A 14,296-nucleotide genomic window follows, 5' to 3' on the forward strand; every position below is an offset into this window, starting at 1 on the left:
GCAGGCGCGTCCGATCAGGGGTGCTGGGCCCCTGCCAGCACCGCGAGGACGTGGACGTCGGTCCGCACGCCGTCGACGGTCACCGCTTCGCGGCACGTGACTTCGCGGACGAAGCCGATCGCCTCGTAGGCCGCCCTCTCGCGGACATGACACGCCGCCACCCGGGTCTCGACCCGGTGCAGCTCGGCCTCGTCGAGCGCGTACCCGAGCAGCAGCCGGGCGGCCTCGTGACGGTGGCCGTCGCGGTACGGGCCGAGCAGCCCGAGGCGGAACCGGCACGAGGCGTTGTCCCGGTCGAGGTCGGCCAGCACCGCCTCGCCGATGAACGCCCCGGTCGCCCGGTCCACGACGGCCAGGTCGATCCGGTCGCCGAGCCTCCCGCACGAGCCGTACCACTCCTGGGCCGCCGTCAGGTCGTCGAGTTCGGGGACGCCTGCGCCGCGGCCGGGGCACCACGTGAGTGTCTCCTCGCGGAGCAGAGCGACGAGCCCGGGCGCGTCGGCGGGCAGCGCCGGGCGCAACTGCACCAGCTCGCCGCTGCGGATGGGCTTGTGGACGAACGTCGCTGCCGTCATCGGTTCCCGCAGGCCGCCGGATCAGTGCGGCTGGGTCTGCCTGCGGTGGCCCTTGGCGGTGTAGTACAGCACGGCACCGGCGAGTCCGATGATCATCACGAACGCGGTGCTGCCGACGACGAGGGCCTGTGTGAACGCGTCCCAGGGGGCGGAGGCCGCCTGCCGTTTCTCCTCCTGATCCGCGAATGCGGGCATCGTTCCGGCCAGTAGTGAGCCGAGCACGGTGAGTACCGACAGCGTCGCGGCGGCGGTCGCGCGCCGCAGCCGCCTGCCGGTCCCGATCGTGGACTCGGTACGGAAATCGTTGGTACGTACGGCGATTCGGCTCATGCGCACTCCCTCCTGCTGCTGTCGGATACCCCTGCAACGCCGCGCGACACCGGAAAGTTGCCGAATGCCGCGCTCGTCACAGGGCACGGATGAGACGGGGTCAGGAGGTCTCCGTGATGGCGTCCACGGCACCGTCGATTTCGGCTGCCAGTGAGACGTCCTTCTCCGTGAGCCCGCCGGCACTGTGTGTGCTCAGTGAGAAACGTAGCGTGCGCCAGCGGATGTCGATATCCGGGTGATGGTCTGCGCTTTCGGCCAGCTCGGCGACCCGGTTCACGGCCTCGATCGCGCGGGGGAAGCTCGGCAGCTTCGTCTCGCGGACGATCGCGTCGCCGTCGCGGTGCCAGTTCGGAAGGTGTTCGAGTGCAGTCTGGATGCGGTCATCGGTGAGTAGCTCCGTCATGTGTCCATGGTGGTGCCCGGCGGGGTAGGCTGCATATCCGCAGTCGGGCGCGTCGGCCGTGTCACCGTGTCGAGATCGCACCGTGTCGAGATCACGACATCGAGATCGCACGGTGTCGAGACCACACGGTGTCGAGATCGCACGGTGTCGAGACCACAGGGTTTCGGAATCACGGTGTCGAGGTGCCCGCAGCCACGGGAGTCCGGTGAACCGGCCGGACTGAGAGGTGGGCGCCGAGCCCACGACCGTTCGCACCTGATCCGGGTCATGCCGGCGCAGGGAGGCATGCTCCGCTCGAGCCGTTCCTACGTCGAGCAGCCTGCCCTCCTCATCGCCTTCGATCGCGGGCAGGCGCGGCGAACGGTGTCGATGAGGAGAGCCGATGTTGCCGCGCCGTTCGAGTCAGCTGACCGCACTTGCCGCTACCGCCCTGTTCGTCACCGGATGCACGTTGGTCGGGGGTGACGACGAGCCTTCGGCGAAGACGGTGACACTCGCCACACACGATTCGTTCGCCGTTCCGCAGCAGGTGCTCGACGATTTCGAGTCCCGCTCGGGAATCCGGATCGAGGTGCTCAACCAGGGCGATGCCGGGGCGCTGGCGAACAAGCTCGTGCTGACGAAGGCCGACCCGGTGGCCGATGTCGCCTACGGGATCGACTCGACGTTCGCCTCCCGCACGCTCGCCGAGGACGTGTTCGCCCCGTACGACGCTCCCGCCGCCTCCGAGGGGCCGCAGCGTTACGCGCTCGACGACGCGGGCGACCACGGCTCCGGTGACGGCGAGGGCGGCAACCGGCTGACGGCCGTGGACGTCGGTGACGTGTGCGTCAACATCGACACCGAGTGGTTCGCCTCCCACGATGTGCCCGAACCGCGCACGTTCGCCGATCTGGCCCGCCCGCGCTACAGCGAGCTGCTGGTGACCCCGAGTCCGGCGACCTCCTCGCCGGGGCTGGCGTTCCTGCTCGCGACCGTCGCGGCCGAGGGCGAGGACGGCTGGCAGGACTACTGGCGCAAGCTCGAGGAAGGCGGGGCGCAGTTCGTGAGTGGCTGGACGGAGGCCTACACACAGGAGTTCTCCGGGTCGTCCGGCGAGGGGCCCCGTCCGATCGTCGTGTCGTACGCGTCGTCGCCCGCCGCCGAGATCGGCGACGACGGCGAGCCGCGCACGAAGGCACTGCTGGACACCTGCTACCGGCAGGTCGAGTACGCGGGTGTGCTCGCGGGCACCGAACGTCCCGACGCGGCGCGCACGGTCGTCGACTTCCTGCTCTCGCCGGAGTTCCAGCGCACGGTTCCGGAGAACATGTACGTCTACCCGGCCAGGTCCGACGTCGACCTGCCCGGCTCGTGGCAGCAGGCCGCTCCGCTGCCGGACGACCCGGCGCAGTTGCCCGCCGACGAGGTCAGCGCGGGCCGGCAGCAGTGGATCAAGCAGTGGCGCGAGCTGTCCGAGGGCTGAGCACGAGCGGGCAGCGCGCCCGGGGTGCGGGCCGGGTGCGCGGACTCGGTGTCGTCGCGCTCGCGGCGGTGCCGACCGCGTTCCTGGGCGTGCTGTTCGCCTGGCCGGTCGTGGCGATCCTGCGGCTGGGCGTCACCGACGGCGGGGTCGCGGCGGCGCTGGCGCAGGCGCAGACGTGGGATCTCGCCGCGTTCACCCTCGGCCAGGCGGCGGCGTCGACGGCCGTGGCGGTGCTCGCCGGCATGCCGGTGGCGTTTCTGCTCGCGCGGGTGCGGCTGCGCGCGGCGGGGTGGGTGCGAACGTTCCTGCTGGTGCCGTTCGTGCTGCCCACGGTCGTCGTGGGGCTGGCGTTCAAGGCGCTGTGGCCCGGTGGCGGGGTGGCGACGATCGTGCTGGCCAACGCGTTCTTCAACGTCGCCGTCGTCGCCCGCACCGTCGGCGGGCTGTGGGCGCACCTCGATCGCCGCGCCGAGGACGCGGCCCGCAGTCTGGGAGCGTCGCCGTGGCACGCGTTCCGCACCGTGACCCTGCCTGCGCTCGCGCCCGCACTCGCGTCGTCGGCGGCGGTGGTGTTCCTGTTCTGCTCGACGAGCTTCGGTGTCGTGTTGATCCTCGGCGGCGGGCGCTATCGCACGCTCGAGACCGAGATCTACCTGCGGACCGTCGAACTGCTCGACCTGCCCGGAGCGGCGGCACTGTCGCTGGTGCAGCTCGCGGCGGTGGTCGGCGCGCTCGTCGTCGGCGGGGTGGCGCGGCGCAGGCGGGAGCGCGCCGCACCGCTGCGTGCTCCCGTGACGACGGCCCGCAGGCCTGCGGGCCGGGAGCGGTGGGTCGTCGGGGCCGCGTTCACGGTGGTGGCCGGGCTGCTGGCGCCGATCGTGGCCCTCGTCCTCCGTTCGCTGTCCACACGCGACGGTTGGGGGCTGGACGGCTACCGCGCGCTGGCGGGTTCCGGCGACGGCGCGCTGAGCGTCACCGGCTGGGAGGCTGCGCTGAACTCGCTGCAGACCGCGTTCGACGCGACGATGCTGGCGATGATCGTCGGGGTGCTCGCCGCGGTGGCGCTCGTGGCGGCGGGGCGGGCCCGTGGCCGCGGCGCACGCCTGGCCGGGGAGACGCTCGACGCGGCGCTGATGCTGCCGCTCGGCGTGTCCGCCGTGACCGTCGGCTTCGGCTACCTCGTCACGCTCGACGCGCTGCCGGGCGACCTGCGCACGTCCCCGCTGCTGGTACCGCTGGCGCAGGCGCTCGTCGTCGTGCCGCTGGTGATCCGCATGGTGCTGCCCGTGCTGCGGTCGGTCGACGACCGGCTGCGGCAGGCCGCCGCGACACTCGGTGCGGCCCCCGTGCGGGTGTGGTGGACGGTCGACCTGCCGCTGGCCGCCCGGTCCCTGGCGGCGGCCGCCGCGTTCGGTTACGTCGTCGCGATCGGCGAGTTCGGTGCGACGAGCTTCCTCGCCCGTCCGGCGGCGCCGACGCTGCCGGTGGCGATCAACGAGCTGATCAGCAGGCCGGGCGAACTGAACACACAGACGGCCTACGCGGCGTGCACGTTGCTGATGCTCGTCACCGCGGGTGTGGCCGCCGTCATCGACCGCCTGCGGGCGCCGCATGCCGACGTCGGGGAGTTCTGAATGCTGACCGTGGACCGGGTGACCGTCACCTACGACCGCACGCCCGCCGTGCGCGACGCGTCGCTGGAGATCGCCGATGGTGAGGTGCTGGCGCTGCTCGGGCCGTCCGGGTCGGGAAAATCGACGCTGTTGCGCGCGATCGCGGGTCTCGAATCGGCCACCGGCGCGGTCCGCTGGGACGGCGACGACCTCGCGGGTGTACCCGTGCACCGGCGCGGTTTCGGGCTCGTGTTCCAGGACGGCCAGCTGTTCCCGCATCGCGACGTCGCGGGCAACATCGCGTTCGGCCCGCGGATGCAGGGCATGCCCGCAGGCGACCGGGACCGCCGGGTCGCCGAGCTGCTCGAACTGGTCGGCCTGGCGGGCTACGAGCGGCGGCCGGTCACCGAGCTGTCCGGTGGGGAGGCGCAGCGCGTGGCGCTGGCCAGGGCGCTGGCGCCGCGGCCGCGGTTGCTGCTGCTCGACGAGCCGCTGTCCGGATTGGACGCCGAACTGCGCGAATCGCTGGCCCTCGACCTCGTCGGTGTGCTGCGTCGTGCGAAGGCGACGACCCTGCTCGTCACGCACGATCAGGAGGAGGCGTTCACTCTCGCCGACCGCCTGGCCGTGCTGGACGACGGGCGCATTCGGCAGTCCGGTGACGTGATCGACGTCTGGCGCGCGCCGGTCGACGAACGCGTGGCCCGCTTCCTCGGCGTCACCGCGGTGTTGCCGGGCGAGGTCACCGACGGCCGTGTGAGCTGCGCGTTCGGTTCGGCCGAGGTCCCGTGGGCGCGGGTCGGTACGGTGACGGTCGGGCTGCGCCCGCATGCGTTGCGTGTCGCCTCCACCGGGGTGCCGGGCGAGGTGGTGGCGCGGGCGCGGCGCCGCGACCACACGCGAGTGACCGTCGACGTGTCCGAGTCGGTTCCCGGTATGTCCACTGTGGATGCTGTGGCGACGATGGCCGACGCGGTGCAGCCCGGCGACGAGGTGCGTCTGGCCCTGGACCCCGGCGGCATGGCGATCGTCGGTTAGCGGCGGGAACGTCCTGTGCGCCTGCTAGAAGGGCGGCTCGTCGGGGAGCGGCGCTGATGGTGGTTGTGGGCTCGGTCGTCGTGGTGGTTGCCGTGGTGGTCGGGGTGTGAGGACGGGTTCTCGGTGTCCGGTGTGGGTGGTGCCGTTGGGTGTGGTGATCGCGGTGGTGCCGTGGTGCGGGTCGTAACTGGTGGTCCATCCGGGTGTGTTTTTCATGCGGTGGTGTCGTCGGCAGCGTGGTGCGCTGTTGGCGGTTGAGGTGGGGCCGTGGTCGGCTGCCCATTCGCGTTGGTGGTCGAGGTCGCAGTGTCGGGCGGGTCTGCGGCACCAGGGGATGACGCATTCGCGGTCGCGTGCGCGGACGACGAGTTCACGGATGGTGGCGGTGGGGCGGCGTCGGGTGCGGCCGAGGTCGGTGGGTTGGCCGGTGGCGGGGTCGCAGAGGACGGTGCGCCAGGTGCTGTGGGGGTTGGTCATGATTTCTCGCGCCACGACCGCGGGGATGGGTCCGTAGCCGTCGAGTTCGCAGCCGGTGTCGGAGATGGACAGGGCGGTGTCGATGGGCAGGTGCAGATACACGGTCGCGGCCGCTTCGGGCACTCGAGCGCCGGGGTCGTTGCCGAGCAACAGGTCGGCGGTGATGTCGGCGCGGAGTTGGTCGAGGGTGCGCTGTTCGCCGTGTTTGCGCAGTGCTCTGGCGAGTGCGTCGATGCGGCTGTAGCAGGCGGAGGCCATGTCGGTGGGCAGGTCGGCGGTGAGGCGGGATTGGGCGTGGGGTCCGTGGTCGAGTTCGATCCGTCGCCCGTGTCGTGCCATGCGGGCCCGTTCGGCTTGTCCGTCGGGGTCGACTTGTTCGACCAGGCGGGCGGTGTGCCGGGCGAGATTGCGGGGTTGCCACGCGGTGTCCGGTGCGGAAGCGAGTTTCGCGGCCAGCAACTCGTCCACCTCGCGGGCGTGTTCGTCGGACAGTGGTGCGGTCACGGCCAGGACCCGGCGGGCGCCGTACAACTCGACCTGCCCGTGGGTCATCGCGGCAAGAATGCCGGGCATTCGCCGGGTCAGGTCGAGCGCGTTGCGGATCCGTTTCTCCACCTCCACGGGCGGCACGCGAAGCGCAGGGGCCAGTTCCTCGGCCAGCTCGCGCCACTCGGACTCGCCGGAGGCGAGCGAGGCGAGGAACACCATCTCGTCGGCATCGGCCCGTGCCCGCCGACCGCGCAGCGACGTCGCCGTCGACGCAATTACCCCAGAGCCAGTCACCCCACTATGCTATCGAACCCGTGATCGAAACACATCACCCACTAGTGCCCACCTTCTGCGAGTGCCCTCCCGTCGACCTGGTTCCACCACCTCACGCTGCAGGCAGGGCGCAACCAGTGCACTCAGCCGGAACAACCCAACGCAACCTTGCGCCCTGAATGCAGCGTGATACCGACAAAGCCGGGTCGGCGGGAGGACACGAAGTGGGTGTCATCCCGGAGACCTGCCCCGCCGGCGAGGCGACAAAACCCCGGCACTTGCAAGCCTTCAGTCCGAAGTCCAGTCGGCGAAGCGGCCCCGAGGCCCGCAAACCTTCTCCCGAATCCCAGCCCCGGAACCTGCAAGCCCTCAACCCGGATCCCGGACTGCGAGGGACGAAACCCCCGAGAGTGGAACGCACTCGAGAATCGCACCCCTCGCAAAATCCTTCGCCGAAGAACTCCTCGTCGAAAAGCCGGATCAACCGTCCTTGGACACCAGTCGCGCGTAGGCGATCGACAACCCGATGACCAGGTAGCACGCGGCCTTCAAGGCACCGCCGATCAGATCGGCATCGGGAATCGGATCCCGCAACACGTCGACGATCGCCCACCACGCCTCGGTGAGCAGGACCGGATGCAGCCACGACAGCGCGTCGAGGCTTCCGAGCACCGTGAACACGATGATGCCGCCGAGTACGGAGGCCAGCACGACCATCGGGTGTTCGGTGAACGCCGAGATCGCGAGTGCGACCGCGCCGACCGCCCACAGTTGCAGCGTCACCCAGCCCACGGCGAGTGCGATGCGGCCGAGTGCGTCCGGAATGGACAGCGTCGTGCCAGACAGCGTGTACAGCGTGTCCGCTCCGTTGAGGACGAGCGCGGTGACGGCGCCGGTCACCGCAATCATGGTGGCGGCCACGAGCGTGAACGTGGCGACGCCCAGTGCCTTGACCAGCAGTAGTCTGCCCCTGCTGACCGGAGCGAGCAGCCAGCCGCGCAGCGTTCCGGTGGCCGTTTCGCCGGCGAGCGCGTCCGCGCCCGCCATCGCGGCCGCCAGCGGGAGCAGCATCCGCAGTGTCATGGTCAGTGCTGCGATCGGCAGGACGAGCACGCTGCCCGCAGCCGTCGCCAACAGGCCGCCGCCCTCACCGGCACCGGGGCCTTCGCCGGGCGACGAGGATCCCGTCGGGTCGGCCACCGCCAGCGCGATCCCCATGATCACCGGGATCACGCCGAGCAGGCCGAGTACGGCGAGCGTGCGCGGCCTGCGGAAGATCCAGCGCAGTTCGGCCCGCACTAGCCGCGACACGGGAGCCGTGCGCCGAGCCGGTTCCGTCATGACCTCCATGTCGGCGCCTCCTCACTGTCCTGGGTCAGCCGGGCGAACAGGTCTTCGAGCCCGGTGCGGCTGCGCCGCGCCTCGTACACCGGCACGCCCGCGTCGACGAGTGTCGCGACGACGTCGGGTGCGGTGGCCCGCGTCAGTTCGGCGCGCACACCGTCCGGTGTCGGGCGAGCACTCAAGTGCGCCGCACGCAACGCCGTCACCGCCGCTGCCGAATCCGTTGTGGACACTTCGAGTGCGGGAGACTCGGATTCGAGCAGTTCCGTCAGATCGCCCTGTGCGACGAGTGTCCCCTCGTTCATCACGGCCACGTGTGTGCACGTCGCCTCGACCTCGGCGAGCAGATGGGACGAGACGAGCACCGTGACGCCGTCGCGATGCAGGTCGGCGATGACCGACCGGATCTCCCGCGTCCCCGCGGGGTCGAGGCCGTTGGTCGGTTCGTCCAGCATCACCAGTCTGCGCGGCACGAGCAAGGCGGCAGCCAGTCCCAGCCGTTGTTTCATACCCAGCGAATAGCCGCGGTACCGGCGCCCGCCCGCACGGGTCAGCCCGACCCGCTCGAGTGCCTCGTCGACCGCCGCGGGGATCCGGCCGGATGTCAGCCGGGGTTCGGCGGCCGCGAGGCGCAGCAGGTTCTCCCTGCCCGACAGGAACGGGTGGAATCCGGGACCTTCCACGAGGGCCCCCACGTCCGGCAGCGCCTCGGCCGCCCGGTCCGGCATGGGGTGGCCCAGCAGCTGGACGTCGCCGTCCGTGGGCTGCACCAGGCCCAGCAGCATGCGGATCGTGGTCGTTTTTCCCGAGCCGTTCGGTCCGAGCATGCCCAGCACCGCACCCTCGGGGACATCGAGGTCCACGTGCTCGACCGCGACCGTCCGGCCGTAGGTCTTGCGCAGCCCTCGGGTGCTGGCCGCGGTGGCGGGCCCTTCCGGGGAAGGACCCGCCACCGCCGACTCGGCCTGCGCGGTCACCGGTTCTCCAGTGCCTGCCGCAGAACCTGCTCGGGCACGGCGCCCGCTGCGATCCGCCCGTCCTCGGTGATCAGCGCGGTGCCGATCCGGGTCTCGACGACGTGCCCGGAACCGAACTCACCCTGCACGGGCTTGCCGAACCGCTCGAGCATGCCGGTCATGTCGGTGCCGTTGCTTTCGGCGCCCTCACGCATCTCCGAGGGAATGCGCCCGAGCAGGACCGTGTCCCAGCCGTCTCCTGCGACGTCGAACTCCGGCCCTTCGGCGTCCCCGCCGTGCTGCGGTCCGCCATTCCGGCCCGGTTCGCGTTCGGTCACCTCGGTGCCTTCCGGCGGCGAGAACTCGAACAGTCGCTCCGGCTGCGGACCGAACTCGATCTCGGAGAATCCGGCCTCGAACGCGGGCTCGGTCGTGCCGTGCGTCAGCACCGACATGCGCAGCGGCAGCCGCTCCTCGGAGTCGACAGCCACCCGAACCTCCCGCACCAGCGTGCGCTCGTCCGGCTTCGGCGTCAGCACCAGCTCGTACGCCGCACGGCCCGCCACGCGCGCCGTCCCGTCGACCGACACGTTCGACGACTCCTCGAGCCGGTCCACGACCTGCGTCGCCACCTGCGAGGGATCGGCGCCCGCCGCCTCCTGGTTCCGGTGCTGCTCGCGCGCACCGTCGGGCAGTTCGGCCCGCGTGGCCGTGCCTGCCGCCGAATCGTAGGACCAGAACTCCCGCTCACCGAGCACGTACGTCAGTTCGCTCGACTGCTGCTCCATCGCGACGCGGCCCCTGCCCTCGCCGTCGTAGTAGACTCGTGCCGACTGCGCGTCGAGCGCCGGCATTCCCGGCACCGACGGCAGCCCGAGCTCGTTGTCCACCGTCGCCGTGCCCGACATCGCGGGCGGCTGTGCCTTCAGCACCGAGCCGACCAGCTCCTGCGCTTCGATCTCCGGCAGTTCCGGCGCGCTTTCCGCCCCGGCGGGCATCGCCAGCAGGCCCAGGCCGAGTGCGCCTGCCGCCGTACCGGCCACCGCCACCGTCGCCGCTTTCCGTTTCGTGTTCACGAGTCCTCCTCGCCACCGGGGTAGTCGCCAGTTTCCCAGTCACCGGCGTTTCCTGACACCGATGAGTCTTCGCGACGGGTCCTGAGACCGGCCTGAGAACGCCTGTCGAGCTGAGAGGTCGCTGAGAGATGCCGCGCTCGGGTGGCGAAAGCGGCATCCTGGCAGGCGTGGAACCGCGAGTGTTGGTCGTCGACGACGAAGTGGGCGTACGCAAGGCGCTGAGCCGTGGTCTCGGTGCGGAAGGCATGGACGTCACCGTGGCCGCGGACGGTCCGACGGCGCTGAACCTCGCCGGCACCGGGGCGTTCGATCTCGTACTGCTCGACATCATGCTGCCCGGCCTGTCGGGGTACCGCGTGCTCGAACGACTGCGTGCGGACGGGGTGACGACGCCGGTACTGCTGATCTCGGCCAAGGACGGGGAGATCGACCAGGCCGATGGTCTCGACCTCGGCGCCGACGGGTACGTCGTGAAGCCGTTCTCGTTCGTCGTGCTCGTCGCGCAGGTGCGCGCGACGCTGCGGCGCAGCGCCACCGAAGGTGCCCGCGGGCAGCTGCGGATCGGCCCGCTCGTGCTCGACCGTGGACGCCGCGAGGTGTACTGGCGCGACGAACCGGTGCCGCTGAGCCCCAGGGAGTACGCGTTGCTCGAGGCGCTTGCGGGCCGGGCGGGAACCGTCGTGACCAAGGAGGAGCTGTTGCGCTCGGTGTGGGGTGACCAGCGGGCCGCCACGCGCAACGTCGTCGAGGTGTACGTGGGCTATCTGCGGCGCAAGCTGGACGCGGTGGGGGCGACCGCGTTCGTGCGGACGGTGCGCGGGCACGGGTACGTCGCGAGCGACCCCGAGTCGGAACGTGTGACGGGCGCGTGACGAGCCCACTCCGCCACTGGTGGCGCAGGCGGAGTCTGCGCCTGCGCATCACCGCGGTGACCACGGTCGTGACCGCGGCCGTCCTGCTCGGGCTCGCGCTGTTCGCGGGACGCCTCGCCGGGCCGTGGCTGCTCGACGGCGTCGACTCCGACCTGCGGGCGGCGGCCGCGACGTCCGCACAGGCCGTCGAGTCGGGTACCGCTCCGTCCGCTCCGTCGACATCGGAGGGACTGCGGGTGCGGGTGCTCGACACCGCGGGAGAGCCCGTCGACGACGGCGGGCCCCCGGCGCTCGGTGACGACCATGTGGGTGAGCTGAAGGCGGGCCTGGCGGTGACGGTGTCGGTCCGCAACGGCGGAGTGCCCACCCGGTGGGTGGGCACCGTCGCGACCGCACCGGACGGTTCCCAGCGCCTCGTGGTGGCGCAGGCCCCGTTGGCGGGCGCCACGACGGTGATCGCGGGCGGTGGCCGGGTGCTCGTCGGACTCGCCGTCGCGGGATCGGCACTGGTCGGCGCCGTGACGTGGCTGGTGACCGGTGCGACGCTGCGCCGCGTCGGCAGGCTGAGCCGGTCGCTGCGGGCACTGCCGAGTGGCACCCGGCTGCCGGAACCGGGATCCGCCGACGAACTCGGTGCGCTGGCGTCCGAGCTCAACGAGCTGCTCGCCCGGTACGACGAGGTCGGGGAGCGTCTCCGCAGGTTCACCGGCGATGCGGCCCACGAACTGCGCTCGCCCGTGGCGTCCATCCGCGTGCAGGCCGAGGTCGGCGTCGCGGCATCCGACGGCGAGGTCGCGCAGGAGACGCTCGCCGACATCCTCGTTGAGGCCGAGCGGCTGTCCGCCCTGCTCGACGGCCTGCTGACGCTCGCCCGCGCGGATGCGGGGGACGTGCCCGTCGCCGAACCGGTCGAGCTGGTCACCGAAGCGCGTGCGGCGGTGGAGCGGATCGGCACCGACGCGCCCGACATGCGTGTCAGCGCGCTCGTGCCGTCGTCGTGGGCGCTGGCCACTCCGTCGGAGGTGGAGCTCGTGCTGGACAATCTGCTGCGCAACGCCTGCAGGCACGCGGAGAGCAGCATCGTCGTGTCGGTGCTCACCACCCGCGCCTGGGCGAGGGTGGTCGTCGACGACGACGGTCCGGGAATCGACGCCGAACACCGCGGGCACGTGTTCGACCGCTTCTACCGGGCCTCCGACGACCGGGCGCGCAGTTCCGGCGGCACCGGGCTCGGGCTCGCGCTCGTGGCCGAGGCGGTACGCAGGCGCGGCGGGCGGGTCGTCGTCGGGGAGTCGCCGGACGGCGGGGCGCGGTTCGAGGTGAGCTGGCGCAGGCATGATCGCGAGCGCGAGGAGGCGACATGGACCGGGTGATCGTCGGGGCGGCGATCGTCGACGACGGCAGACTGCTCGTCGGGCAGCGCGCGCATCCCGACGACGTCGCCGGGCTGTGGGAGCTGCCGGGCGGTCGCGTCGAGCCGGGCGAGTCGGAGTCCGACGCGCTGGTGCGGGAATGCAGCGAGGAACTCGGCGTCGAGGTGACCGTCGGCGAACGGGTCGGCTCGGACGTGCCGCTGCCCGGCGGTGCGGTGCTCCGGATCCACTCCGCGGTCCTGCGAGGCGACGCCGTCGTGCAGGCGGTCGAACACAAGGCGCTGTGCTGGGTCGGCGTGGACGAGGTGGCTGCGGTCGACTGGCTGCCTGCCGACCGCGTGCTGATCCCGGACCTCGAGGCGCTGCTCGGCTGACTGTGAGGATTCCTTCGGCAGCGAGTGCAGAACGCGCGGTGCTGAGTGCAGAACACGCGGCGGGGGTTCGGGGCTGCTGCGGTGCGCTGCGGGGGTGGCGTGGCGGTCCTACCGTGGAGACATGTATGTAGTACTGGTCACCTATACGGCTCCGGTACCGGACGTGGATTACGCCCTGCCGGACCACTCCGAGTGGCTCGCCAAGCAGTACGAGCAGGAGCGGTTGATCGCCTCGGGGCGCAGGGATCTGCACCGCGGCGAGGTGATGATCACGCGGCCCATGTCGAGGCTGAAGCTCGACGCGATGCTCGCCTCCGATCCGCTCTCGATCCGGCATCTCGCGTCCTACGAGGTCATCGAGTTCGCCGCGAGCCGCACCTGTCATGAACTGCACGAGATCAACGAGCTACTGGCCGGCTGAGCGCGAGCGCACGAGCCGAGCGGGCACCGATCCCGCCCGGGCGGGCCGCTACGACCGGCGGTGTCCGTTCGGAGTGCAGTTCCGGCGGGACGCGGCCCTGGTGAATGTCGACGAGTAACCGCCCGGGCGTGTGGCGGTCGTGGAACCTGCCGCTGACGCCGCACCCGACACCCCGCGAGTTCTGAATTAACATCGAACTCATGGCGAGTGTGCTTCCCGAGGTGAACTACTCCGAGCTGTCCCGGGCCAGCAGTGGCGTTGCGGACAAGGTCGAGGCCGCGCCCGGTCGTGCCGTGCGGATTCGTCGGCGGGATGCGGCCGACGGGGATTTGGTGCTCAAGACCGAAGAGCGCGAGCGTGAAGAACACGAGGTCATGTCCGCCACGACGAGCCTGTTCGTGGCGATGATGCGGGACAACGAGCGCGCTCGGAGCCTGCTGGTGGAGGTCGTGCCCACCGCGTTCCCGTGGGTGCGGTTCCTGCCTCGTGAGGATGTGCAGGCTTTCGTCGTCGAGTTGGTCGAGACGCTCGAGTCCGCCGAGGGGATCGATCAGAACCCCGCCCCGGTGTTGCAGGTGATCAACGAATGGCGCAACACGGCCAACATATGGGCCGATCCTGAGTTGGTCGAGCAGCTGAACGCACCGGTTGGGGACTTCGGACCGGTTTCCGAGCCGCAGGCGTGAGCCCGAAACGAGGCGAACGGGTGGCGTGGCCGTCGGTGACGTGATGATGGCCGTCAGTCGCCTCGGCGGCGACGTCGGCCCGCGTCGGGCCCGACGTCGCCTCGGCGGCGACGTCGGGCCCGACGCGGGCCGAGGCGAACAGGGAGTCCGGGTTATGCGGCCTTGGACACCTTCGACTGCATCGTCTTGGCCGTCTGCAGTGCCATGACCGGGCATTTCTGGCACCGCGGCTTCGACTTGCAGCACTTCTTCTTCAGCTGACCGGCCTTGATCATTCCGCGGACGGCCGACTTCGCGTCGTCCTCCTGCGCAAGCGCCACCGCCAGCTTGGTGCTGGCCTTGATGTGCTTGCCGGACTTGTGCTTCTTGCCCACGGGCACGCTCCAGGGGCGACGTCGGTTGCTCCTGTTAGGTTAGGCCAACCTCAGTTGTTGTGAAGGGTGGCGCTGGCCACACCTCGCACGCCGACGCACGCCCGGCCGAGCGCTGCGCCCGGCGGCGTTACCCCGGCGGGCTCCGGGCCTGCCCGCG

16 protein-coding genes and 1 riboswitch are annotated in these 14,296 nt (G+C 71.1%); of the genes, 8 read left to right on the forward strand and 8 right to left on the reverse strand.

All coding sequences use genetic code 11. The annotated features are described in order from the left end of the window. Positions 1 to 14 precede the first annotated feature (14 nt). The 3 genes from LY41_RS09420 to LY41_RS09430 all read right to left on the reverse strand — a co-directional run bounded on the left by LY41_RS09420 (position 15) and on the right by LY41_RS09430 (position 1,308). Positions 15 to 575, reverse strand: coding sequence for a GNAT family N-acetyltransferase (locus LY41_RS09420; RefSeq protein ID WP_253863488.1), 561 nt, complete (start codon positions 573 to 575; stop codon positions 15 to 17). 21 nt (positions 576 to 596) lie between these two features. After that, positions 597 to 905 (reverse strand): hypothetical protein, encoded by a 309-nt coding sequence (locus tag LY41_RS09425; protein WP_253863489.1) that lies wholly within the window; start codon positions 903 to 905, stop codon positions 597 to 599. 100 nt (positions 906 to 1,005) lie between these two features. Further along, a complete protein-coding gene (locus LY41_RS09430; RefSeq protein WP_253863490.1) occupies positions 1,006 to 1,308 on the reverse strand; it encodes a 4a-hydroxytetrahydrobiopterin dehydratase in 303 nt (100 codons plus the stop codon). 184 nt (positions 1,309 to 1,492) lie between these two features. Continuing rightward, positions 1,493 to 1,607: riboswitch (TPP riboswitch) on the forward strand. 83 nt (positions 1,608 to 1,690) lie between these two features. On the opposite strand from LY41_RS09430, the gene LY41_RS09435 reads away from it, so the two are divergent. From LY41_RS09435 to LY41_RS09445, 3 genes are read left to right on the forward strand one after another with little or no spacing between them, the layout of a single operon-like run. Next, the gene (locus tag LY41_RS09435) at positions 1,691 to 2,773 is read left to right on the forward strand and encodes a thiamine ABC transporter substrate-binding protein (protein ID WP_253863491.1); all 1,083 of its coding nucleotides are present in this window, start codon (positions 1,691 to 1,693) and stop codon (positions 2,771 to 2,773) included. Beyond that, entirely contained in the window at positions 2,749 to 4,407 is a 1,659-nt protein-coding gene (locus LY41_RS09440; protein ID WP_372493169.1) for an ABC transporter permease, read from the forward strand. The genes LY41_RS09435 and LY41_RS09440 overlap by 25 nt, the downstream gene beginning before the upstream one ends. Then, a complete protein-coding gene (locus tag LY41_RS09445; RefSeq protein ID WP_253863492.1) occupies positions 4,408 to 5,424 on the forward strand; it encodes an ABC transporter ATP-binding protein in 1,017 nt (338 codons plus the stop codon). It begins immediately after the preceding gene. Positions 5,425 to 5,448: 24 nt separating this feature from the next. On the opposite strand, the gene LY41_RS09450 is transcribed toward LY41_RS09445, so the two are convergent. From LY41_RS09450 to LY41_RS09465, 4 genes are all read right to left on the reverse strand, one after another. Continuing rightward, a complete protein-coding gene (locus LY41_RS09450; RefSeq protein WP_253863493.1) occupies positions 5,449 to 6,684 on the reverse strand; it encodes an HNH endonuclease signature motif containing protein in 1,236 nt (411 codons plus the stop codon). A gap of 459 nt (positions 6,685 to 7,143) precedes the next feature. Beyond that, the gene (locus LY41_RS09455; RefSeq protein WP_253863494.1) at positions 7,144 to 8,013 is read right to left on the reverse strand and encodes an ABC transporter permease subunit; all 870 of its coding nucleotides are present in this window, start codon (positions 8,011 to 8,013) and stop codon (positions 7,144 to 7,146) included. Beyond that, positions 8,001 to 8,984 (reverse strand): ABC transporter ATP-binding protein, encoded by a 984-nt coding sequence (locus tag LY41_RS09460; RefSeq protein WP_253863495.1) that lies wholly within the window; start codon positions 8,982 to 8,984, stop codon positions 8,001 to 8,003. The genes LY41_RS09455 and LY41_RS09460 overlap by 13 nt, the downstream gene beginning before the upstream one ends. Further along, positions 8,981 to 10,039 (reverse strand): LolA family protein, encoded by a 1,059-nt coding sequence (locus tag LY41_RS09465; protein ID WP_253863496.1) that lies wholly within the window; start codon positions 10,037 to 10,039, stop codon positions 8,981 to 8,983. The genes LY41_RS09460 and LY41_RS09465 overlap by 4 nt, the downstream gene beginning before the upstream one ends. 128 nt (positions 10,040 to 10,167) lie before the next feature. Here LY41_RS09465 and LY41_RS09470 point away from each other — a divergent pair, with 128 nt between their 5' ends. The 5 genes from LY41_RS09470 to LY41_RS09490 all read left to right on the forward strand — a co-directional run bounded on the left by LY41_RS09470 (position 10,168) and on the right by LY41_RS09490 (position 13,765). Continuing rightward, positions 10,168 to 10,911, forward strand: coding sequence for a response regulator transcription factor (locus LY41_RS09470; RefSeq protein WP_253863497.1), 744 nt, complete (start codon positions 10,168 to 10,170; stop codon positions 10,909 to 10,911). Continuing rightward, positions 10,908 to 12,284, forward strand: a complete 1,377-nt coding sequence (locus LY41_RS09475) for a sensor histidine kinase (RefSeq protein ID WP_253863498.1) — start codon at positions 10,908 to 10,910, stop codon at positions 12,282 to 12,284. The genes LY41_RS09470 and LY41_RS09475 overlap by 4 nt, the downstream gene beginning before the upstream one ends. After that, positions 12,272 to 12,658: a (deoxy)nucleoside triphosphate pyrophosphohydrolase gene (locus LY41_RS09480; protein WP_253863499.1), complete on the forward strand. Its 387-nt coding sequence runs from the start codon at positions 12,272 to 12,274 to the stop codon at positions 12,656 to 12,658. Before LY41_RS09475 ends, LY41_RS09480 begins: the two co-directional genes overlap by 13 nt. Positions 12,659 to 12,779: 121 nt before the next feature. Then, the gene (locus LY41_RS09485; RefSeq protein WP_253863500.1) at positions 12,780 to 13,079 is read left to right on the forward strand and encodes a YciI family protein; all 300 of its coding nucleotides are present in this window, start codon (positions 12,780 to 12,782) and stop codon (positions 13,077 to 13,079) included. Positions 13,080 to 13,279: 200 nt separating this feature from the next. Then, a complete protein-coding gene (locus tag LY41_RS09490) occupies positions 13,280 to 13,765 on the forward strand; it encodes a hypothetical protein (protein ID WP_253863501.1) in 486 nt (161 codons plus the stop codon). A 152-nt stretch (positions 13,766 to 13,917) separates the two neighbouring features. Here the strand turns inward: LY41_RS09490 and LY41_RS09495 are convergent, their stop codons facing one another. Next, on the reverse strand, positions 13,918 to 14,139 hold the full coding sequence (locus tag LY41_RS09495) for a hypothetical protein (protein ID WP_253863502.1): 222 nt from the start codon (positions 14,137 to 14,139) through the stop codon (positions 13,918 to 13,920). Positions 14,140 to 14,296: the final 157 nt, after the last annotated feature.

The organism is Prauserella halophila (assembly GCF_024171895.1).
Lineage (GTDB): Bacteria > Actinomycetota > Actinomycetes > Mycobacteriales > Pseudonocardiaceae > Prauserella > Prauserella halophila.